Raw genomic sequence first — 21616 nt, forward strand, 5'->3', positions numbered from 1 at the left:
GACGGGGCGGCGACCCGTCACGGGGAGGCGCATCCCGTACGCGACGGGAATGGGCGCCCTCTTCGAGTGGCCGCGGCCAGGTCGGGCGACGGGGAGGTCGGGGGTGTCCGTGTCGTGGACACTCTCGAATTCCGGTGCCGGCGAGGCCGGGCCGATGCGCGATCCAGGGCTCAGGGGTGCGGCGCGCGTGCCCGGTGGGCGTCGGCGACCCGGCCGACAGCGATCACATGGGCGGCCTCGCGCAGGGTGATCCCGTACTCGGCGGAGACCGCCGCGGTCGTGTCGAACGCGTCCTGCACGATGCCGCGAAGCCTCGCGTCGACCTCGCGCGCGCTCCAGCGACGCGCCTGCATGTCCTGCAGCCACTCCAGGTAGGAGACGATCACGCCGCCGGCGTTGGCCAGGATGTCGGGGACCACGGTGACGCCCGCGTCGGCGAGGACGCGGTCCGCGCCGGGCGTGGTGGGGGAGCTGGCGCCCTCCACGACCAGGCCGGCCCTGATCCTGGTGGCGTTCTCCTCGGTGATCGCCCCCTGCATGGCGGCGGGGACGAGCACGTCCACGTCGAGCTCCAGCAGTTCCTCCCACGACAGCGCGTCCGCCCGGCGGTAACCGCGTACCCCGCCGGTCTCCTCCGACCAGGCCCGCAGGTCGTCGACGTCCAGCCCTGAGCGGTCGATCACGGCCCCGGTGCGGTCGGAGACCGCGATCACGAGGCAGCCCGCGTCGGCGAGGTAGCGCGCGGCGGGGGCACCGACCTTGCCGAAGCCCTGGATCGCGACGGTACGGCCCTCGGGAGAGCCGCCCAGAGCTCTGAGCGCGGCGATCCGCACGCCGCGGGAGGTCGCGGTCCCGGCCCTGTCGGGCGCGCCGCCGGGGGAGACGGGGCCGCCGATCGTCACGCCGGGCACCGGGTAGCCCGCGTTCACCGAGTAGGTGTCCATGATCCAGGCCATGGTGCGCTCGTCGGTGCCGACGTCGGGGGCCGGGATGTCCCGCTCGGGACCGATGATGGGCAGGACCTCGTTGACGTAGCGCCGGGTGACCCGTTCCAGCTCGCGGGCGCTCAACGAGGCCGGGTCCAGGGAGACGCCGCCCTCGGCCCCTCCGTAGGGGATGGCGGCCAGCGCGCACTTCCACGTCATGCCCATGGCCAGGGCGGTGACCTCGTGGACGTCGGTGCGGGGGTGGAAGCGGATGCCTCCCTTCGCCGGGCCGCGGGTAGTGTTGTGCTGCACCCGGAAACCCTGCACGACGTCCATCCGGCCGTCCTCGCGGCGGACCGGGACCGCGACGGTGAGCGAGCGGCGGGGGGTGGCGAGCATGGTGCGCAGGTTGTCGTCCAGGCTCAGCCGGTCCGAGGCCCGGTCGAGCTGGAGGAGCGCGGAGTCGAGGGCCTGTCGGCCGGGACTGACGGGAGTGGTGGCGGCCGGCGTCGTCGACGGCACCGTGAGCGTTCTCAAGGGATACCTCCGTACGGTGAGCGAAGCGCCCTTGCTCCGCTCGGGGCACATGGTCACGATCAGACTAGGCGCGGTTTTTTGCCCGCAGGGTCGGGCCGTGTTTCGTTCTCATGACTGATCCGCGGATCCGGTCGCGAGCCCGCGAGCAGGAGGTGTGTTGTTATCTGCCTGCTCCCCTGGGCAATCTGGGAGTAAAACATAGATTCGCCAGGATCCGGTCAGGATTCCTACCGTGGTGCAGTCGAGGGGATGAAAGTGCCGGAACTTGTGGTCGGGCCGATGTTGCGTTATGTGGACGAGACGAGCGCGTCGGTGTGGATGGAGACGAGCGAGCCGTGCGAGGTGACGGTCGAGGTCGGTGGCGTGCGCTCGGAGGCGAGGACGTTCACCGTCCACGGTCACCACTACGCGATCGTGGACGTGGAGGGTGGAGGCGCCTACGAGGTGCGTCTGGGCGGGGAGACCGTGTGGCCCCTGATCGGTCAGCCGCCGAGCCGCATCCGCCTGCTCGGCCCCGACGGTCCGAATCGCGTCATGTTCGGCTCGTGCCGGACCAGCGTGCCGCACGACCTCGTGTACACGATCTCCCACGGGGTGGACGTGCTGCGCGCGTACGGTGGCACGCTGCCCGAGACGCCCGACGAGCGCTGGCCCGACCTGCTGCTGCTGCTCGGTGACCAGGTCTACGCCGACGAGCCGTCCGCGGAGATGCTGGAGTTCATCGCGGGCCGCAGGGACACCGAGCCGAAGAAGGAGATCGCCGACTTCGAGGAGTACGCCGAGCTGTACCGCCTGGCGTGGACCGACCCGGAGATCCGCTGGCTCCTCTCCACGGTGCCCAGCGCGATGATCTTCGATGACCACGACCTGCGCGACGACTTCAACACCTCCATCTCCTGGCGTACGTCGATGGAGGAGGTGCCGTGGTGGCGGCACCGGGTGATCTCCGGGATCGGCGCCTACTGGGTCTACCAGCACCTGGGTAACCTGTCGCCGGAGGAACGCGCCTCGGACGAGCTGCTCAGCAAGGTGTGCGCGGCCGAGGGGGACGGCGCCGAGGTCCTCGACGCCTTCGCCGAGCACGCCTACGACGTTCCCGCCGACAGCCGGTGGAGTTACGCCCGCGACCTCGGCGACACGCGCCTGATCATGCTCGACTCCCGCTGCTCCCGCCAGCTCGACCCCGATGACCGGCGCATGATCGACCCGGTGGAGTGGGAGTGGCTCACCGAGCAGCTGCACAAGGGGGGCGCGAAGCGTTTCGTGATCGGCTCCTCGGTGCCGTTCCTGCTCCCCGCGGGCATCCACCACATCCAGAACTGGAACGAGGCCCTCGCCCAGGGGGCCTGGGGCAAGACCGTGGCGCGCTGGGCCGAGGCCCTGCGCCAGGCCGTCGACCTGGAGCACTGGGCGGCCTTCCGCCGCTCGTTCGAAGACCTGTCCAAGCTGCTGGCCGGGCTGGGAAAGCCGGTGATCATGCTCTCCGGCGACGTGCACTACTCCTACGTGGCCAAGGCGCGTGACCTTCCCATCTACCAGCTGGTCTGTTCCCCGATCCGCAACCCGCTGAGCCGCACCCTCCGCCTGGCCAACATCGTCGCCCAGTTCGGCATCGCGAGCCTGATCGGCCGCACGCTCTCCCGCACGGCGAGGATTCCCAAGCCGCCCTTCAAGTGGCGGATCACCGACGGCCCGTGGTTCTCCAACGCGGTCGCGACCCTCTCCCTGGACACGGCCCCCACGTCGGTCCGCTGGGACACCGCCACGGGAACCGAGGTCTCGGAGATCACCGTCGTGAAGCTGGAGGAGGGCTAGCGGAGCGCCCTCCGTTCCCCGTGTGCCGAAGAGGGCCGGGGGCCGTCGCGATCTTCCGGCTGGAGGCCGGCTGGAGGGCCGCGGCGTTCTTCTCGCGCGCCAGGGAGCCTGTGAGGCGCGCTCACCTGGGATGATGCGGAAATCGCTTACCAGGGGCCACGGGTGTGCCCGTTTTGATCATAAAAAACGTTGACATCGAGCTTCACTCGGTTTTACATGGTGATCATCAGCGCTGATTTGCCCCTTTTCTACCAGGTGACACAGCTTTGTGCTGCCGTCATCCCTTTTTCTGGTGAGGCGCATGTCAACGTTACGGGGCCTGGCGGCCGTACTGGCCGCCGGGGTTATCGCTACGGGGTCAACAGTCGCGATCGACGTTCATGGAGGGGCTCCGAGAGCCGTCGCCTCCTCGGCGGAGCCGGTGGCTCCGACGGATGAGCAGGCCGGCAGGATCGCCCGCGAGACGGGCCGCAGCACGGAGATCCTCGCCAAGCGAGGTGAGAGCAGGGAGGTCTTCGCCAATCCCGACGGTTCCTTCACCGCGGTGGAGCACCTTCGCCCTGTCAGGGTCCGGCAGGACAGTTCCTGGGTGGCGCCGGACGTCACCCTGATCCGCAGGCCCGACGGGTCCATCGGGCCCAAGGCCTCCACCGTCGACCTGACCCTCTCCGGTGGAGGGGACGAGCCCATGGTGCGGATGGCGCGCGCCGGCCGGGAGATGTCGCTGAAGTGGCCGGAAAAGCTGCCGGAACCGGAACTGCAGGGTGACTCGGCCGTCTACCGCTCGGTGCTCAAGGACATCGACCTGGTCGTTCGGGCCGACACCGACGGGTTCGCGCACACGCTCGTCGTGAAGACCAGGGAGGCGGCGGAGAACGGAGCCCTCGCCCGGCTCGGCTTCGACCTGGGCGAAACCGAGCTGGCGGTGCGCGCCGAGCCGGACGGGCGACTGCGTGCCGTCGACGCCGAGGGAGGGGGCGCGGTCTTCGAGGCCCCGTCGGCGATCATGTGGGACTCCGGCACGCAGGCCGGAAGCGCGCCTGCTGAGACGGCGCCTGCTGAGACGGCGCCTGCTGAGACGGCGCCTGCTGAGACGGCGCCTGCTGAGACGGCGAGACGCACGACGGCCGAGCCCGAGGAGGACCTCGCCAGGGGCCCCGCCCCGACCTCGAAGGTGGCCGATGTCGGGGCCGCCGTCGAGGACGGTTCGCTCACCCTCACCCCCGAGGCCACGCTGCTGACCGCCCCCGACACGCGGTTCCCCGTCTACATCGACCCGGTGTGGAAGACGGTCAAGGCGTCCGCCTGGGGATACGTCTCCCGCACCTACCCGAGCACGTCGTACTACAAGTTCAGTGGCAAGGCCGACTCCGGCATGGGCTACTGCTCGGGTGACGCCAGGTGCGCGCCCTCGGACGTGAAGCGCATCTTCTACCGGATGCCCACCAGCGCCTACGCGGGCAAGCACATCATCTCCGCGGAGTTCGTCGCCAAGGAGACCTGGTCCTACTCCTGCGACGGCCGTACCGTGCAGCTCTGGCGGACCAAGGGGTTCGTCGAGGGCTCGACCTGGAACTCCACCAAGGACAACTGGCTTGAACACCTCGCCACCCGGGACGTGGCGAAGGGCTGGTCCTCCGACTGCCCGGGTGGCGACGTGGAGTTCAACGCGACCGCGGCGGTGAAGGACGCCGCGGCGGGCAAGTGGTCGACCACCACGTTCGGACTCAGGGCCGGATACGAGACCGACCCGAAGGGGTGGAAACGGTTCGCCGACGACGCCTGGCTCCGGGTCAACTACAACACCCCGCCGCCCCAGCCGAAGATGTCCAACCTGACGATGGCCCCGGGTGGCAAGTGCGTCTACTCCCCGGCCCCGGCGGTGCGGGTGCCCCCGACGCTCTCGGCGGTGCTGCACGACTCCGACTCCGCCGACGCCAAGAAGGTGTACGCCGAGTTCCAGGCCAGCTGGGACGGCGCGACGAAATGGACCTCCGGCAGGATCGGCCCCAAGACCACCGGATCGACGTTCCAGGTCAAGATGCCCTCGACGATCCCCGAGAAGAAGACGATCGCCTGGTCCGTACGCACCTGGGACGGCTACCAGTACAGTCCGTGGAGCTACGCGGGCGACGCGACCGGCTGCTACTACACCTATGACAAGAGCGTGCCGGCCGCCCCCGCGCTGACCTCGACCGCCTACCCCGAATCGGATCCCGAGGACGAGCTCGACCCGTGGTACGACGGGGTGGGCCGCTACGGACGCTTCACCGCCACCTCCACCTCAAGCGACGTCGTCAAGTACTGGTTCGGGATCAACGGCAACCCCACCCAGGCCAACGAGCGTAAGCCCGCCACCAACGGCGGGCCGGTGACGATCGACATCGCGCCCGAGCACGCGGGACTGAACTACGTCACGGTCCAGGCCTTCGACGCGGCCGGCAACGTCAGCGAGATCGGCCGCCACGCCTTCAGGGTCAAGACCGGAGCGCCGGCGAAGGCGGAGTGGCCGCTGGACGAGCCCATCGACTCCCCTCAGGTCACGGACGTCGGGGGAACCTTCCCGGCCACCGTCACCGGCGGTGTCACGCTGGGGGTGGACGGCGTCTCGAAGAGCGCCGCGCAGTTCAACGGCGCCACCGGGTACGCCAGGACCACGGCTCCGGTGGTGAACACCACCGCGAGTTTCTCGGTGTCGGCGTGGGCGAGGCTTCCCGAGGTCAAACCCACCCACGCCGGAGTGATCGCCACCCAGGCGGGCACGGCGCGACCGGGCTTCGAGCTGTACTACTCCTCCTCCTACGATCGGTGGATCTTCAACAGGTTCAGCACCGACAGCACGAGCGCCACGATCGTGCGGGCGATAGGGGCCACCGCGCCGCAGGGCGGGGAGTGGGCGCATCTGGTCGGCGTGTACGACTCGGTCGCCAAGCACATCAGGCTCTACGTCAACGGCAAGCTGGCCTCGACCACGGCGTTCACCACGCCGTGGAACGCCACCGGACCGGTACAGCTCGGCGCGAGCCTGTACAGCACGGTCCCGGACGCGTTCTTCCCCGGCGAGATCGACGACCTGCGGATCTTCGACCGGATCGTCACCGCGGAGGAGGTCGGCAACCTCTTCAGCCAGCACCCGGTGGTGAACGCCCGCTGGAAACTGAACGACTCGGCCTCGGCGGTCCGGGCGAGCAAGGCGTACTGGAAGCTGGACGAGGCGGCGGGCGCGACCCGCGCCGAGGAGGCGGGCGGCGTCCACCCGGCGAGCAAGGTCGGTACCGTCACCTTCGGGACGACCGGGAAGTCCGGCAAGGCCGTCACCCTCAACGGCACGAACGGCTACCTGAAGACCACCGGAGCCGTGCTCGACACCACCAAGAGCTTCTCGGTGTCGGCGTGGGCGAGGCTCCCCGCCACCAAACCCACCCACGCGGGGATCATCGCCACCCAGACCGCGTCGGTGAAACCGGCATTCGAGCTGTACTACTCCTCCTCCTACGACCGGTGGATCTTCAACCGTTTCAGCGCGAACAACGCCTCCGCCACGATCATCCGGGCGCAGTCCACCTCGGTGCCGCAGGGCGGGGTCTGGACGCATCTGACCGGGACCTACGACGCGGCGGCCAAGCAGATCAGGCTCTACGTCAACGGCAAGCTGGCCTCGACCACCGCGTTCACCACGCCGTGGAACGCCACCGGACCGGTACAGCTGGGCGCGGGTTCCTACGACGGCGCGGCCGGGTCGTTCTTCCCCGGTGAGATCGACGACCTGCGGATCTTCGACCAGGTCGTCACCGACTCCGAGATCGCCACGCTGGCCTCGGGATCCCCGCTGACCATCGCGGCCGACGACGGCACCGCGGGCCGGCACGTCACCCTGTACGGCAACGCCCGCATCGACCAGGGCGCGGGCTGGGTCGGCACCCCGCCCGGCGCGCTGGTCCTGGACGGTGACGGCGACTACGCGGCCAGCGCCGGTCCCGTGGTGCGCACGGACGACAGCTTCACCGTCGCCGGCTGGGTGACCAGCGCGGGCCGTCCCGGCCGCCCGGCGACGGTCTTCAGCCAGGAGGGCGCGGTCAACAGCGCCTTCACCCTCCGCTACCGGCCGGATCCGGCGGACCCGGCCAACGCGGGCGGCTATCAGATCGAGATGCCGGACTCCGACGCCACCGGAGCCACCCGCCCCACCTCGGAGCACTCGGCCTTCCAGTCCGGCTTCGAGTGGGACCACGTGGCGATCGCCTACGACGCGCTCCAGGACGAGATGCGGCTCTACGTCAACGGGGAGCTGGAACAGACCGAGGAGCAGGTGTCGTGGCGGTTCAACGTGCTGGGCTTCAACGCCACGAAGGGGTTGCAGCTCGGCCGGACCAAGGGCGACGGCGCCTGGGGCGAGTACTGGCCCGGCGTGATCGACGACGTGTGGGCCTTCCAGGGAGTCGCCACACAGGAGCAGATCCAGATGCTGGCCGCGGGCAACGAGCTCGACACCGAGACCGGCCCCTGACCTGAGGAACGGATCGCGGGCCACGGCCCGCGATCCCCTTCCCATCCCCATTTCCCGAGGTGCCCCGGCCGCCGCGTGCGGCGGCCGGTGGCCTGCGCCTGTGCGGAGGATTTTCATGAAGGGGTTGTACGAATCGGGTACCCGGCGTTGGCTGGCCGTGTTCACGGCACTGGTCACCGCCGCGGGCCTGCTGGTGGCGCCGCCGGCGTACGCCGGGGCCGGTCCGGACGGAGAGCGTCCCGAGGTCGAGAGCGCCGAGCGCGTGGTGCCCGGCAGGGCGGAGACGGTGAGGCCGCGCAAGCCCGATCCCGCGGCCGCCGAGCCCGACCCGGCCCCGGTGGGCTGGCCGGAGCCGGGAGTGACCGAGGCGAGGGTACCGGCGAGCGGGGAGGCGGTCCGCGCGGGGAAGCTGCCGGTCCGGGTGCGAGCTCCCCAATCACGGGCCAGGGGGGCGGCGCCCCCCGTGGAAGAGGTGAAAGTTCAGGTCCTGGAACGGGCGGCGGCTCGGCGCGCCGGTGTGGACGGGGTCGTGCTGACCGTGGGCGGTCCCGGGACCGGCCAGGTCGGTGTCGAGCTGGACTACTCCGGGTTCGCCGGAGGTTTCGGCGGGTCCTACGGCAGCCGGCTGCGCCTGGTCCGGCTGCCGGCCTGCGCGCTGACCACCCCTGACGTGCCGCGGTGCCGTACCGGCACCGAGGTCCCCTCGCGCAACGACACCGAGGCGAGAACGCTGTCGGCCGAGGTGACGGCCGCACCGCAGGCGACGGTGCTCGCCGCGGTGGCGGGGGAGTCCAGTGACAAGGGCGACTACAAGGCGACGGCGCTGTCGGCCTCGTCGACCTGGGCGGTCTCCGAGCAGTCGGGCGACTTCGCCTGGTCGTACCCGATGCGAGTGCCACCCGTCCCCGGTGAGCTCGCGCCCAAGGTGGAGATCGGCTACTCCTCGGGCGCGATGGACGGCCGCACGTCCAACACCAACAACCAGCCGTCCTGGGTGGGAGAGGGATTCGACTACTGGCCCGGCTACATCCAACGCGGCTACAAGCCGTGTGCCGACGACGGGGCTCCCAAGGACCAGTGGGGCACCCCGCCGGGCGACCAGTGCTGGGCCTACGACAACGCCACGCTCAGCTGGAACGGCAAGGGCGGCGAGCTGGTCCAGGCCGGGGACGGCACCTGGCGGATGAAGAACGACGACGGCACGCGTATCGAGCGGGTCAAGGACACCGGGAAGGCCAACGGCGACAACGACGGCGAGTACTGGAAGCTGACCACCACCGAGGGCGTGCAGTACTTCTTCGGCATGAACCGCCTGCCCGGCTGGAGCACCGGCAAGGAGGAGACGAAGTCGACGTGGACCCACCCGGTCTTCGGCGACGACGACGACGAGCCCTGTCACGGTTCCACGTTCGCCACCTCCTGGTGCCAGCAGGCGTACCGGTGGAACCTCGACTACGTCGTGGACCCACGGGGCAACGCCATCTCCTACTTCTACACGCAGGAGGGCAACCGCTACGGCCGCAACCTCAAGCCCGCCGACGACACCCCCTACGTGCGGGGCGGCTGGCTGGACCGGATCGACTACGGCCAGCGCGCCGCCACCCTGTTCTCGGCGAAGCCGTCGGCCAGGGTGGTCTTCGGCCTCTCGGAGCGCTGCCTGTCGGCGACCGCCGCCGACTGCGCGGAGGACAAGATCGGTGACCATCCGACCAGGTGGCCGGACGTGCCCTGGGACCTGAACTGCGCCGCCGGCACCGAGTGCAAGGGCACCAAGGGCACACTGGCGCCCACCTTCTGGTCACGCAAGCGGCTGACCAAGGTCACCACCCAGGTGCTGAAGGCGGACGGAGCCTACCGGGACGTCGACTCCTGGAAGCTGGACCACCACTGGGGCGACGCCGACATCGACAGGGCCCTGCTGGTCAAGTCGATCCAGCACACCGGTCATGCGGCGTCCCCGGCCATCACGCTGCCCCCGGTGACGTTCAACCACGTCCAGTTGCCGAACCGGGTCGACAAACTGGGCGATGACATCGCGCCGTTCGTCAAGTACAGGGTCGGGGCGATCTATGACGAGTCCGGTGGCCAGATCGACGTCAACTACTCAGACGCCGACTGCACACTGTCCTCGCTGCCGACGCCGGAGACCAACACCCGGCGCTGCTTCCCGGTCAAGTGGACACCGGCCGGCTACGCCGACCCGATCCGGGACTGGTTCCACAAGTACGTGGTCACCCAGGTCGTGCAGAGCGACAGGACCGGCAAGGCGCCGGACATGCTCACCACCTACGAATACCTCGACGGCGCCGCCTGGCACTACGACGATGACGACGGCATGACCAAGGAGAAGTACAAGACCTGGTCGCAGTGGCGCGGCTACGGCCGGGTGCGGATCAAGACGGGAGGCTGGAACGACCTGCGCTCCCAGAACGAGCGCCTGTTCCTGCGGGGCATGGACGGTGACCGGCTCGACGCCGACGGCGGCACCAAGAAGGTCTCCGTCGCCGACGGCGAGGGCGGAACGCACGTCGACCACGAGGCGCTGCAGGGTTTTGAGCTGAAGCGGACGGAGTACGAGGGGGTCGGCGGCGCGGTGGCCGTCAAGACGGTCAACACCCCGTGGCGCGAGCAGACCGCCAGCCGTACCAGGAGCTGGGGGAAGGTCACCGCGAACCTGACGGACGTCGCCAAGAGCCACACCTGGACCGCGATGGACGGAGGGAAGTGGCGGGAGACCGAGATCGTGACCTCCTACGACCCGGCCACGGGTCTCGCCACCCAGGTCGACGACAAGGGCGACCTGGCCACGGCGGCCGACGACCGGTGTGTCAGGACCACGTACGCGCAGGACAAGACCGCCTGGATGCTGAAGTTCCCCTCACGGGTGGAGAGCCTCTCGGTGGCCTGCTCGGTCACGCCCGACCGGTCCAAACACGTGATCGAGGACGGGCGCTCCTTCTACGACAACGGCGCCTTCGGCGCGGCGCCGGACAGGGGAGAGGTCACCAGGGTCGAGAAGATAGCGAGCCACAACGGCACCGCCGCGACGTACGTCCCCACCGAGATCTCCACCTACGACTCCTACGGCCGTGAACTCACCACCAAGGACGCCGCGGGCAACGTCACCACCGTCGCCTACACCGACACCGCGGGCCTGGCCACGCTGGTGAAGACCACCGGGCCACCGGTCACCCCCGGCGACCCCGGTACGGCCCACGTCACGAGCGAGGAACTCGACCCGGCCTTCGGCTTCGAGACGGTCAAGGTGGACGCGGGAGGCAAGCGGACCGACCTGGAGTACGACGCGCTGGGCCGCCTGCTCAAGGTGTGGATGGCAGACCGCTCCCAGGCGGCCAAGCAGACACCGAACCTGGAGTTCAGCTACCGGGTGACCGACGGTCAGATCATCGCGATCGGCACGAAACGGCTGACCGCCGAGGGCGGCCAGACCGAGCCCACCTACGAGTTGTACGACGGCAGGCTGCGGCTGCGTCAGACCCAGGACCCGGGACCGGACGGCGGGCGGCTGATCTCCGACAAGCTCTACGACTCCCGGGGCAACGTCGCGCGCGAGTACGGGCAGTACTACTCGACCGGGGCGCCCTCGACCACCCTTTTCGGAGCCTTCGAGGGCAATGTCGAGTCGCAGAAGGTCTTCGAGTTCGACGGCCGCAATCGGGTGACCGTCGAGCGGTTCCTCGTCGGCAACGGCGAGACCCAGGAGAAGTGGCGCACGATCACCTCGTACGCCGGGGGCCGGGTCACGGTCGACCCGCCGACCGGGGACACGCCGGTCACCACCTTCACCGACGCACGCGACCACATCGTCGAGTTGCGCCAGTATCGGGGGGACTCGCCGAGCGGCGACTTCGACCGGACCCTCTACACCTACACCCCGCTGGGCAAGCTCGCCACGGTCAAGGACGCGGTGGGCAACACCTGGACCCATCACTACGACCTGCGCGGCAGAGAGATCCGGGTGGACGACCCGGACAAGGGCACGACCAGGTCCACCTACGACGAGCTGGACCGGGTGACCTCCACCGAGGACGCCAGGGGCGCCAAGCTGTTCACCACCTATGACGCGCTCGGCCGCAAGACCGAGGTCCGTGAGGGGTCCGCGACCGGCAACGTCCTGACGGCGTGGACCTACGACACGGTCCGCAAGGGGCAGCTCTCCAGCTCCACCAGGAACGCGGGCGGCCAGGCGTACACGACGACCGTCAACGCCTACGACAACCTGGACCGGGCGATCCGGACCACGATCACCGTCCCGGAAACCGAGAAGGAACTGGCGGGCAGCTACCAGTTCGACACCCGCTACAAGCTGGACGGCACGGTACAGTCCGCCACCTTCCCCGCCTCGGGCGGCCTGGCGGCCGAGACCGTCGTCTACTCCTACGACGAGCTGCGGCGGCCCACGGCCACCTCCGGTCTCACCTCCTACGTGACCAGGTCGATCCACAGCCTCACCGGCAAACCCGAGCAGTACGAACTCTCCACCGGAGGCAAGAAGGTCTGGCTCACCAACTCCTACGAGTACGGCACACAGCGGCTGAAGTCGGCGCGGGTCGACCGTGAGGACGTCGCCGGTGTGGACCGCCACGCCACCTACACCTACGACGCGGCGGGCAACGTCACCGCGGTCTCCGACGTCTCCCGGTCCGGCACGGACACCCAGTGCTTCTCCTACGACCACCTGCGCAGGATGACCGAGGCGTGGACGCAGGGCACCCAGAGCTGCGCCACCACGCCTGCGGTGAACCTCGTCGGAGGGGTGGCACCGTACTGGCAGTCGTTCGGCTATGACGCGACGGGCAACAGGACGAAGGAGGTCGAGCACGGCATCGGCGGGACCGCCGACACCCAGCGTGTCTACGGCTACCCGGCCGCGGGTTCCCCGCAGCCGCACGCGCTGGCCTCGGTGACCCAGACCGGGGGCGCGGGTGCTCGCGTGGAGAGCTACGGCTACGACGCCACCGGCAACACGACCAGCCGTAAGATCGGCGCCGTCGACCAGAGGCTGGACTGGGACGTCGAGGGACGGCTGAGCAAGGTCACCGACGGGGCCAAGGTCACCTCCTACCTCTACGACGCCGACGGCAACCGGCTGATCCGCAGGGAGCCGACCGCCACGACCCTGTACCTGCCGGGCATGGAGCTCCGGTTGGACACCGCGACCGCGAAGGTCGCCGCGACCAGGTACTACGTCCATGACACGGTCGCGGTCGCGGTCAGGACCACGGCGGGGGTGACCTTCGTCGCCAACGACCACAACGGCACCGGTGAGCTCGCGATCAACGCCGCCACCCAGGCGGTCTCCCAGCGCCGCTTCAAGCCCTTCGGCCAGCTTCGGGGGGCACCGCCGGGGTCATGGCCTTCGGAGAAGGGGTTCGTCGGCGGCACCGTCGACTCCTCCACCGGCCTGACACACCTGGGCGCCCGCGAGTACGACCCGGCGACCGGCCGCTTCATCAGTGTCGACCCGATCATCGACCCGCAGGACCCCCAGCAGATGAACGGGTACGCCTACGCGAACAACAACCCGGTCACCTTCACCGACCCGGACGGCAAGTTCTGGGGAAGCTGGATCGCCGCCCTGCTGGCGATCATCCGGGCACTGGCGGCGCTGCTCAACGGCGGTGGCGGCGGCGGCAACAAGGGCGGCGGCGGCAACGGTGGCGGCGGTGGCGGTGCGCCGCACCGCCCGGCGCCGAGCGGCGGCGTGAGCACCTCCTACGGCAAAACCGTCAAGACCAACACCCTCAGCAGCGTCGATCCCCGCAAGTTCACCGCGCTCGGCTGGCTCGCCTACGGCTTCGGCGGCCCATCCGACATGCTCAACACCTGGGGAACCAACGTCGCCGAGAAGGGGCGGGTGATGGGCGGCATCTACGCCCTCAAGGCGGCGAGCTACCCACAGGGAAACTGGAAGTCCAGCTGGTTCTGGAACGGGCTGCGCAAGTGGTACGACGCCAAGTCGGTCAGGGTCGAGGCGCGCGGCATCAAGTGGGGCGGACGCCTGGCCAAGGCAGGAAAGTTCCTGGGCCGGTTCGGACTGGTGACCACCTTCGCCGACGGCGCGCTGACCCAGTGGAACTCCGACAAGGGAAAGGACGTCAACAAGGGCGAGAAAGCCCTGCGAGCCGGTATCCGCGGCGCCGCGGTGGCCGGCGGCGCCTACGCGGGTGCCACCATCGGGGCCGCGGCGTGCAGCCCCGGAGTGGTCCTCGCGGCGGTCTGCGGTGCGGCCGGCGCCTACATCGGAGGTATGGTCGGCGGAGTCGTCGGTGACACCGCCATCGCCGCCTACGACAAGGCGCGAGATCCGGTGGTGAACACCGCCAAGTCCATCGGTTCCGGGATCAAGAAGGGATGGAACAAACTCTTTGGATGAGACAGCCGTGCTGACGGGTTACCCGCACGCGCCGGTGTGGGCGGTGCTCGCCGCCGCCCTCATGGCGGTCCTCGGGTTCGTCAACCATCGCCGGTTCCGCGGAGCGGACGCGCAGAGCGCGTGGGCCGAGCGCTACTTCGACGAGGCCAAGCCGAAGGAGTGGCGCAACCTGCCCTTCGCCCAGTTCCCAGGGGCGATCATGTTCTCCCTCTGGGCGGTGCTGCTGGCCTACACCTGGGTGTCCGGGCAGGAGATCCTCGACGCGCTCGTCGGGCTCGGCTTTCTCGGGTCCTTCGTCTTCGGCGGGATCGCCGTCAAGCGGCTCTACCGGCCTCCGGCCAAGGCCAGACCGGCCTGGCTGGTGGCGGAGGAGGAACGGCGCAGACGGCTGGGCCTGACCACCCGCGACGGCTGGACGACGTAGGAGTCGTCTCCCGGGCCCCGAGCGGGCACCGGGAGACGGAAACGTGACGGAGCCGGTGCGGCTCTCTCGCGTCCAGGACGCGAGAGAGCCGCACCGGCTCCTTCATGCGAGGGCTCGGCCGGAGTGGTTCACTTCGCCAGTTCGGCGAGGGCCGCGCCGAGCTGGTCGACCGCCCAGAGGAGGTCCTCCTCGGAGACGACGATCGGCGGGGCGAGACGGATGGTCGAGCCGTGGGTGTCCTTGGCCAGCACACCGTGGGCCATGAGCGCCTTGGAGACCTCACGCCCGCTCGCCAGCGACGGGTCGATGTCGACCCCCGCCCACAGGCCGCGCCCGCGCACGGTGACCACACCGTGGCCGATCAGCCCGCGCAGCCTCTCGTGCATGACCTCGCCGAGTTCCCTGGCCCGCGCCTGGTACTCGCCGGTGCCGAGCATCTCGACGACCGCGTTCGCGACCGCGCAGGCGAGCGGGTTGCCGCCGAAGGTGGAACCGTGCTGTCCCGGCCTGATCACACCGAGCACGTCCTCGTTCGCGGTGATCGCCGAGACCGGGACGACGCCGCCGCCCAGGGCCTTGCCCAGCACGTAGATGTCGGGGACGACGCCCTCGTGGTCACAGGCGAAGGTCTCGCCGGTACGGCCGAGACCCGACTGGATCTCGTCGGCGATCATCAGGATGTTCTCCGCGGTGCACAGCTCGCGGACCTGGGTGAGGTAGCCGTCCGGCGGTACCAGCACCCCGGCCTCGCCCTGGATGGGCTCAAGCAGCACCGCGACCGTGTTGGCGTCGACGGCCTCGTGGATGGCCTCGACGGAGCCGTATTTCACGATCCTGAAGCCGGGGGTGTACGGGCCGAAGCCGCCCCGGGCGTCGGGGTCGGTGGAGAAACCGACGATCGTGGTGGTCCGGCCGTGGAAGTTGTCCTCCATCACGATGATGTTCGCCTGCTCGGCGGCCACGCCCTTGACCTCGTAGCCCCACTTGCGGGCTACCTTGATCGCGGTCTCCACGGCCTCGGCGCCGGTGTTCATCGGCAGGACCATGTCCTTGCCGGTGAGGTCGCCCAGCCCGGCGGCGAAGGAGGCGAACTGGTCGTGGAAGAAGGCGCGGCTGGTCAGGGTGAGCCGTGACAGCTGCTCCTGCGCCGCTGCGATGATCTTCGGGTTGCCGTGTCCGAAGTTCAGGGAGGAGTAGCCGGACAGGCAGTCGAGGAACCGCCTGCCCTCCACGTCGACGACCCAGGCGCCCCGCGCCTCGTGGATCACGATGGGCAGGGGGTGGTAGTTGTGCGCGCTGCGGCGCTCGCTCAGCTCGATGAAGTCGTCGGTGCCGGTCATCCGATGATCCGCCCCTCCCCGATATGCCCGGTCCACCCGGTACGTCTGGTCTGTGGTTGTCATGCCCCGCGCTCTCCCCGGATCTCCAACGTGCAGCACTTGGGGCCGCCACCCGCCTTGCGGAGCTCCGACAGGTCCACCGCGATGACCTCGAAACCCCGACGCTTGAGTTCGAGCTGCAGGTCGGAGGCCTCGGTGTTGATCACCACGTTGACGCCGTCGCTGACGGCGTTGAGGCCCAGCACGGCCGCGTCGTCCTCGTTCGCGATGACGGCCTCGGGGAAGAGGGTGCGGAGCACTTCCTGGCTTCCGGGAGAGAAAGCCTCCGGGAAGTATGCCACGTTATGTCCGTTAAGTGGGAAGAGTGCGGTGTCCAGATGGTAGAACCGGGGGTCCACCAGCTGCAACGTCACCACCGGGCGGCCGAGGAACTCCTGGGCCTCCTTGTGCGCGGTGATGTCGGTACGGAACCCGGTCCCGGCCAGCACCAGGTGGTCGAGCGTGAGGAAGTCCCCCTCGCCCTCGTTGGTGAAGGCCGCCTCGCGGACCCGCTCGTAGCCGTTGTCGACGAACCAGCGCAGGTACGCGGGCCCCTCGGCCGCGCGCTGCGGGTGGGTGAACCGCGCGCCGTACACACGGCCGTCCACGACCAGCGCGCCGTTGGCGGCGAAGACCATGTCCGGCAAACCCTCCACCGGGTCGATGAGGCTGACGCGGTGCCCGAGCTCCTCGTAGGCGCTCTTGAGCGCCTCCCACTGCCGGATCGCCACCTCGCGGTCGGCCCCGGCCTCGGGGTGCATCCACGGGTTGATCGCGTACTCGACCGCGAAGTGGTCGGGCCGACACATGAGGTAGTGCCTGGTCATGGATAACCCCCGCGTGTGAAAGGTCGTGGTGACAGCCGCCCATCACGGTCCCGATGGCGGCGTCATCAGCCTAAGAAGCGCGTTCTCGCAGGCCAAGAGCCTGCTTTTGCGCGCTGGCGCGGGTTTCCCGCGTGGTTCAGGGCAGAAACGTCGATTCGTTGTGCGGGGCGATGAAGGGCTCGCTGCGCGAGGTCACGAGGGGTGCCTCGATCAGCCGGGAGAGCACGATGGAGCTCTTGGTCCGCACCACGAACGGCTCGGAGGCGATCCGCTCGATCACCCTCTCCACATGCCGCACGTCGGTGGCCCTGATGTGCAACAGCGCGTCGGCCTCACCGGTGATGGTGCACGCCGAGACCACCTCGGGATGGCGGCCGATGGCCACCCCGATCTCCGACGGCGAGGTCTTGCCCGCGCAGAACAACTCCACGTAGGCCTCGGTGGTCCAACCGAGCGCTGCGGGCTCCACCCGGGCGGTGAACCCGGTGATGGCGCCGGTCTCGCGCAGCCGGTCCACCCGGCGTTTCACCGCCGACGCCGACAGGCCGACCCGCTGTCCGATCTCCGCGTACGTGGCGCGGGCGTCCTCGACGAGCGCCCCGATGATGTCGCGATCCAGCCTGTCCAGTTCCACGCAGACCTGTATACCGCTTCGGACGGGCGCGGGCTCGCGACGGGCGCCGGTGGCCCGCTCCCCGGAGACACGAACGCCGCCGGACGGATGATCCGTCCGGCGGCGTTCGCCGTTCGTGAAGCCCCGGCCGGCCCTGATCAATCTTGATCAAGTCCGGTCGGACCAGGTCGGAGCCGCTCAGGTCTGGTCGGCCTCGCCGGTGGCCTGCTCCTGGGCCTCCTCGGGGGAGGTCTCCAGGTCGTCGCTCGCCTGCGCGGCGTTCGCCGTCTGCTTGTCCAGGCCGACCCAGCTCGTCACGCTCTCCACCGCGAACAACACGCCGAGGTAGAGCGTGAGCGCGGCCAGCACCCACGTCAGCACGCCCAGCGCGGCGCCGACGCCGACGAGCAGCAACCGGAGCTCCCAGCCGAGCCCGGCCCTGAACACCCAGGGGGCGGGCCAGATGCTCTGCCGCGTCCGGTACACCGTGTCGTAGGTGTGGTAGCCGATCACGTAGATCAGCACGTAGAGCAGCCACTTGGGCGCGTCGACCGCGAGGCCGACGAGAATGATCGTGAGGAACTCGGTCCCCCGGATCAGCGGCGGCGCGAGCCAGTCGAGCTTGCCGAGGTGGTCGCGGGCCGCGGTGGGCAGCACCAGGACGATCATGACCAGTGCCGGGACGAGCAGGATCGGCCCCTCCGCCGGCAGCCCGGTCACCGCCATCGCGATGATCGCCAGCAGCGCGGCGAGCGCGGCGGGCACCGGGGGCAGTCCCGGCCCCACCTTGTCGCGGAGCAGCGTCACCAGCGGGCCGTCGTCGCGGTAGGCGAGCAGCCGCGCGGTCTGCACGCGCAGCCGCTCCTCGTATGGATCCGGAACGGGGGTGGTCTGCGGCTGGGTGATCATGCGAGAGACCTCATCAGGCGTCCGGTGAGCGAGTAGGCGGCGCCGATGCCGCCCCAGATGATCAGGGTGAGGAAGGTGATCCTGGCGTCGAACAGGGCGCTGACGATCGCGATGGCGGCGAAGCGCTCGCCGATGGGGAACACGATCATCTTGCGGGCCCAGTGCACGGCGCGGTATCTGCCGGCCCTGCCCCACATCTTCAGCAGGCTGCGGATCCCGCCGGTCACCGCGTTCTTGCGCTCCTCCAGCGCCTGGCGCAGCCCGGTGTCGGCGCTCACCGTGAGCGGGACCGAGGGCAGCGGCGACGGGGGCTTGCGCCGGTTCGCCGCGCCGTAGGAGAAGTCGAGGAGGTGCCTGATGGACTGTATGCCGAGTGCGATCAGCGCGAGCGTCCAGACGTCGCCCACCCCGGAGACCGCAGCGCCGACCGCCAGGCCCGCGAAGACCACATATTCCTTGAACCGGTCGAACGTGGCGTCCAGCCACGCCCCGAGCACGCCGAACTTACGGGCGTATCGTGCGACCTGGCCGTCCACGCAGTCGAACACGAACGCGAAGTAGATCAGCACGCCGCCCGCGACCATCCCGGCCCGCTCACCGGTGGCGAAGCACAGCGCCGCCGCCACGCCCAGCGCGATGGAGATCAACGTGACCTGGTTGGGGGTGAGCCCCCGCCTCGCCGCCCATCGGGCGATGAACCGGGAGTAGGTGCTGACGAAGTACGTGGTGAAGAAGCCGTCGGCGCCCTTCACCGCGTTGTCCAGCCGTGCCCTGTCCTCGTTGTACGTGGACATCTCGGCCAGCGCCTCCGCGGCCTGCTCGGGAGTGGACACCCGGCGGAAGAACAGGTCCCGGCGGCCGCGGATGCCGACGGAGACGCCCTTGCGCACCAGGCCCAGCACCAGCAGCTGGACCAGGTCGTCCTCGGGCCCCAGCAGGTGGGCCATCTCGGCCAGCTCGCGGGCGGCCTCCGCGAGGACGGGCGCGTGCTTGTGGTGCAGGTGCAGCGGGCCGAGCAGGACCGAGTTGGGCCTGGTCACCCCGTGGAAGGCCGAGCCCACCGAGATGACCCGGGACCTGCGGGCGCGCACCCTGACGGGCAGGCCCTCCAGCGTCCGCTCGCCGATCTCCGGCAGCGCCTCCTCGATCGGGACGTCGGGCACGATGACGTCGCCGTTCTCGTCCTCCTCGCGCGGCTCCTTGACGATCAGCGCGAGGGCTCCGCGCTTCGACTTGGTGATCTGGTAGATCAGCTCGTCGTGGATCAGCGAGTTGGCCGGAAGGAGAAGCAGGTTCTCGGTGGCGTCCTCGACCGCGTCGGCCACGGCGCGCAGGTCACCGGCGAGGTCGGAGGTCTCGACGAGGCTGCCGGGGAAGCCCCGGTGGGCGGCGGCGTCGCCCGAGCGGACGATGGTCACCGGCTCGGAGTCGAGTGAGGCGAGCTGGCCGTGCAGCTTGCCGATCACCGTGGGGCAGCCGGGAAGCGCGGGCAGGGGCAACGCGGCGGGCGTCACCTGGCCGGGAGCGGCATCGGGGCCGGGCGATGAGCCCAGCAGGACCACGCGGGGCATGGCACCCTTTCGTGCGGAGACGGTGTGAGGCGGTGTAACCGGGGGCGGCATTTCGCCAGGGGCCAAAGTTTAGTGAGTTTTAGGTGAACAACACGCACCAGTGATCTATCCGTGTCGTTTGATCATGGTTCCACCTCTGCCAAGTGGACCGTCCCACTACACTGTGCGGGTGAGTCTGTACCGTGACGACGGCATCGTGCTGCGCACCCACAAGCTGGGAGAGGCCGACCGTATCGTCACCGTCCTGACCCGCCGGATGGGCAAGATCCGGGGCGTCGCCAAGGGGGTCCGGCGGACAACATCACGATTTGGCGGACGGCTCGAACCGTTCACCCACGTCGATCTCCAGCTCCACACCGGCCGCACACTCGACATGATCACCCAGGCCGAGACCATCAGGCCCTACGGCGAGTCGCTCGTCTCCGACTACCCGCGCTACACGGCGGGCACCGCGATGCTGGAGACCGCAGACCGCCTGGTCATGGGGGAGAAGGAGCCGGCGCTGCGCCAGTTCCTGCTGCTCGTCGGTGGTCTGCGCACGCTCGGCTCAGGTGATCACGAGGCCAGGCTCGTCCTGGACGCCTACTTCCTGCGCTCCCTCGCGGTGGCCGGTTACGCCCCCGCCCTGGAGGCCTGCGCCCGGTGCAAGGCCGTCTCGGTGCGGGCCTTCGCCATCGTGGCGGGCGGCGTCGTGTGCGGTGCCTGCCGCCCCGCGGGAGCGGCGGTGCCCGAGGGAGAGACGCTCGCCCTGATGGTGGCGCTGCTCAAGGGCGACTGGTCCACCGCGGACGCCTCCGTCGCCCGGCACCGCGCCGAGTGCAGCGGCCTGGTCGCCGCATACCTCCAGTGGCACCTCGAACACGGCATACGCTCTCTTCGACACGTAGAAAGGGAGCACGCCACGTGAACGTCCGCCCACCCGTCCCGCATCCCTCCGGTGCCACCCCGCCCCCGATCCCGCGCGACCTCGTGCCCCGGCACGTGGCGATCGTGATGGACGGCAACGGACGGTGGGCCAAACAGCGCGGCCTGCCCCGCACCGAGGGTCACAAGGCGGGCGAGGCGTCGCTCTTCGACGTGATCGAGGGCGCGATCGAGCTCGGCGTCCCCTACCTGTCGGCCTACGCCTTCTCCACGGAGAACTGGAAGCGCTCCCCCGACGAGGTCCGCTTCCTGATGGGTTTCAACCGCGACGTCATCCGCCGCCGCAGGGACCAGCTCCACGCGATGGGGGTGCGGGTCCGCTGGGCCGGTCGTCCCGGACGGCTGTGGAGGAGCGTCATCCAGGAGTTGCGCGACGCCGAGGAGATGACCAAGGACAACTCCACGCTGACCCTGCAGTTCTGCGTCAACTACGGAGGCCGGGCCGAGATCGTGGACGCCGCCCTGCGTCTCGCGCAGGACATCGCCGACGGGCGGGTCAAGCCGGGCCGGGTGAAGGAGGAGACCTTCGCCCGCTATCTGGACGAGCCGCAGATTCCCGACGTCGATCTGTTCGTACGGTCCTCGGGGGAGCAGCGCATCTCCAACTTCCTGATCTGGCAGACGGCGTACGCCGAGATGGTCTTCCTCAACCGCCTCTGGCCCGACTTCGACCGCCGCGATCTGTGGGAGGCCTGCGAGACGTACGCCAAGCGCGACAGGAGATACGGGGGAGCGGTGCCGAACGTGGTCGCGCCCGCACGGGACGCCTAGGGCGGCGCCGCAGGAC

12 protein-coding genes are annotated in these 21616 nt (G+C 69.7%); 6 read left to right on the plus strand and 6 right to left on the minus strand.

What is annotated here, in order from left to right; translation table 11 throughout:
- Positions 1-170: 170 nt before the first annotated feature.
- On the minus strand, positions 171-1463 hold the full coding sequence (locus tag ACIBH4_RS26995) for a Glu/Leu/Phe/Val dehydrogenase (protein ID WP_362501528.1): 1293 nt from the start codon (positions 1461-1463) through the stop codon (positions 171-173).
- Between the two features lie 255 nt (positions 1464-1718).
- Here ACIBH4_RS26995 and ACIBH4_RS27000 point away from each other — a divergent pair, with 255 nt between their 5' ends.
- From ACIBH4_RS27000 to ACIBH4_RS27015, 4 genes are all read left to right on the plus strand, one after another.
- Positions 1719-3278 carry an alkaline phosphatase D family protein gene (locus ACIBH4_RS27000; RefSeq protein WP_362501530.1) on the plus strand — a complete coding sequence of 520 codons (1560 nt, stop codon included), beginning with the start codon at positions 1719-1721 and terminating at the stop codon, positions 3276-3278.
- 421 nt (positions 3279-3699) lie between these two features.
- The gene (locus ACIBH4_RS27005) at positions 3700-7785 is read left to right on the plus strand and encodes a LamG-like jellyroll fold domain-containing protein (protein WP_362764010.1); all 4086 of its coding nucleotides are present in this window, start codon (positions 3700-3702) and stop codon (positions 7783-7785) included.
- Positions 7786-7900: 115 nt separating this feature from the next.
- Positions 7901-14182 (plus strand): RHS repeat-associated core domain-containing protein, encoded by a 6282-nt coding sequence (locus tag ACIBH4_RS27010; RefSeq protein WP_362764013.1) that lies wholly within the window; start codon positions 7901-7903, stop codon positions 14180-14182.
- Positions 14175-14606, plus strand: coding sequence for a hypothetical protein (locus ACIBH4_RS27015; RefSeq protein WP_362501536.1), 432 nt, complete (start codon positions 14175-14177; stop codon positions 14604-14606). Before ACIBH4_RS27010 ends, ACIBH4_RS27015 begins: the two co-directional genes overlap by 8 nt.
- Before the next feature lie 128 nt (positions 14607-14734).
- Here ACIBH4_RS27015 and rocD read toward each other — a convergent pair whose 3' ends face one another.
- The 5 genes from rocD to ACIBH4_RS27040 form a co-directional block, all read right to left on the minus strand.
- Positions 14735-15946: an ornithine--oxo-acid transaminase gene (rocD, locus tag ACIBH4_RS27020; RefSeq protein WP_362502221.1), complete on the minus strand. Its 1212-nt coding sequence runs from the start codon at positions 15944-15946 to the stop codon at positions 14735-14737.
- Between the two features lie 59 nt (positions 15947-16005).
- Positions 16006-16812: a dimethylargininase gene (ddaH, locus tag ACIBH4_RS27025; protein ID WP_362501538.1), complete on the minus strand. Its 807-nt coding sequence runs from the start codon at positions 16810-16812 to the stop codon at positions 16006-16008.
- A gap of 136 nt (positions 16813-16948) precedes the next feature.
- Positions 16949-17446: an Lrp/AsnC family transcriptional regulator gene (locus ACIBH4_RS27030; protein WP_362501540.1), complete on the minus strand. Its 498-nt coding sequence runs from the start codon at positions 17444-17446 to the stop codon at positions 16949-16951.
- A gap of 177 nt (positions 17447-17623) precedes the next feature.
- Complete coding sequence (locus tag ACIBH4_RS27035; protein WP_362501542.1) at positions 17624-18334, minus strand: DUF5941 domain-containing protein; 711 nt, start codon at positions 18332-18334, stop codon at positions 17624-17626.
- The gene (locus ACIBH4_RS27040; RefSeq protein ID WP_362501544.1) at positions 18331-19905 is read right to left on the minus strand and encodes a CDP-alcohol phosphatidyltransferase family protein; all 1575 of its coding nucleotides are present in this window, start codon (positions 19903-19905) and stop codon (positions 18331-18333) included. Before ACIBH4_RS27040 ends, ACIBH4_RS27035 begins: the two co-directional genes overlap by 4 nt.
- 169 nt (positions 19906-20074) lie before the next feature.
- On the opposite strand from ACIBH4_RS27040, the gene recO reads away from it, so the two are divergent.
- On the plus strand, positions 20075-20812 hold the full coding sequence (gene recO / locus ACIBH4_RS27045) for a DNA repair protein RecO (protein ID WP_350944506.1): 738 nt from the start codon (positions 20075-20077) through the stop codon (positions 20810-20812).
- Positions 20809-21600 carry an isoprenyl transferase gene (locus ACIBH4_RS27050; protein ID WP_362501546.1) on the plus strand — a complete coding sequence of 264 codons (792 nt, stop codon included), beginning with the start codon at positions 20809-20811 and terminating at the stop codon, positions 21598-21600. Before recO ends, ACIBH4_RS27050 begins: the two co-directional genes overlap by 4 nt.
- Positions 21601-21616 lie beyond the last annotated feature (16 nt).

The organism is Streptosporangium sp. NPDC050284 (genome assembly GCF_044459525.1).
Taxonomy (GTDB): Bacteria; Actinomycetota; Actinomycetes; order Streptosporangiales; family Streptosporangiaceae; genus Streptosporangium.

What these genes read in the sequence shown, in the direction of transcription:
- ACIBH4_RS27010 (WP_362764013.1), top strand. Translation starts at nt 7,901, where the DNA reads ATGAAGGGGTTGTACGAATCGGGTACCCGGCGTTGGCTGGCCGTGTTC.
- rocD (WP_362502221.1), bottom strand. Translation starts at nt 15,946, where the DNA reads ATGACCGGCACCGACGACTTCATCGAGCTGAGCGAGCGCCGCAGCGCG.
- ddaH (WP_362501538.1), bottom strand. Translation starts at nt 16,812, where the DNA reads ATGACCAGGCACTACCTCATGTGTCGGCCCGACCACTTCGCGGTCGAG.
- ACIBH4_RS27035 (WP_362501542.1), bottom strand. Translation starts at nt 18,334, where the DNA reads ATGATCACCCAGCCGCAGACCACCCCCGTTCCGGATCCATACGAGGAG.
- ACIBH4_RS27040 (WP_362501544.1), bottom strand. Translation starts at nt 19,905, where the DNA reads ATGCCCCGCGTGGTCCTGCTGGGCTCATCGCCCGGCCCCGATGCCGCT.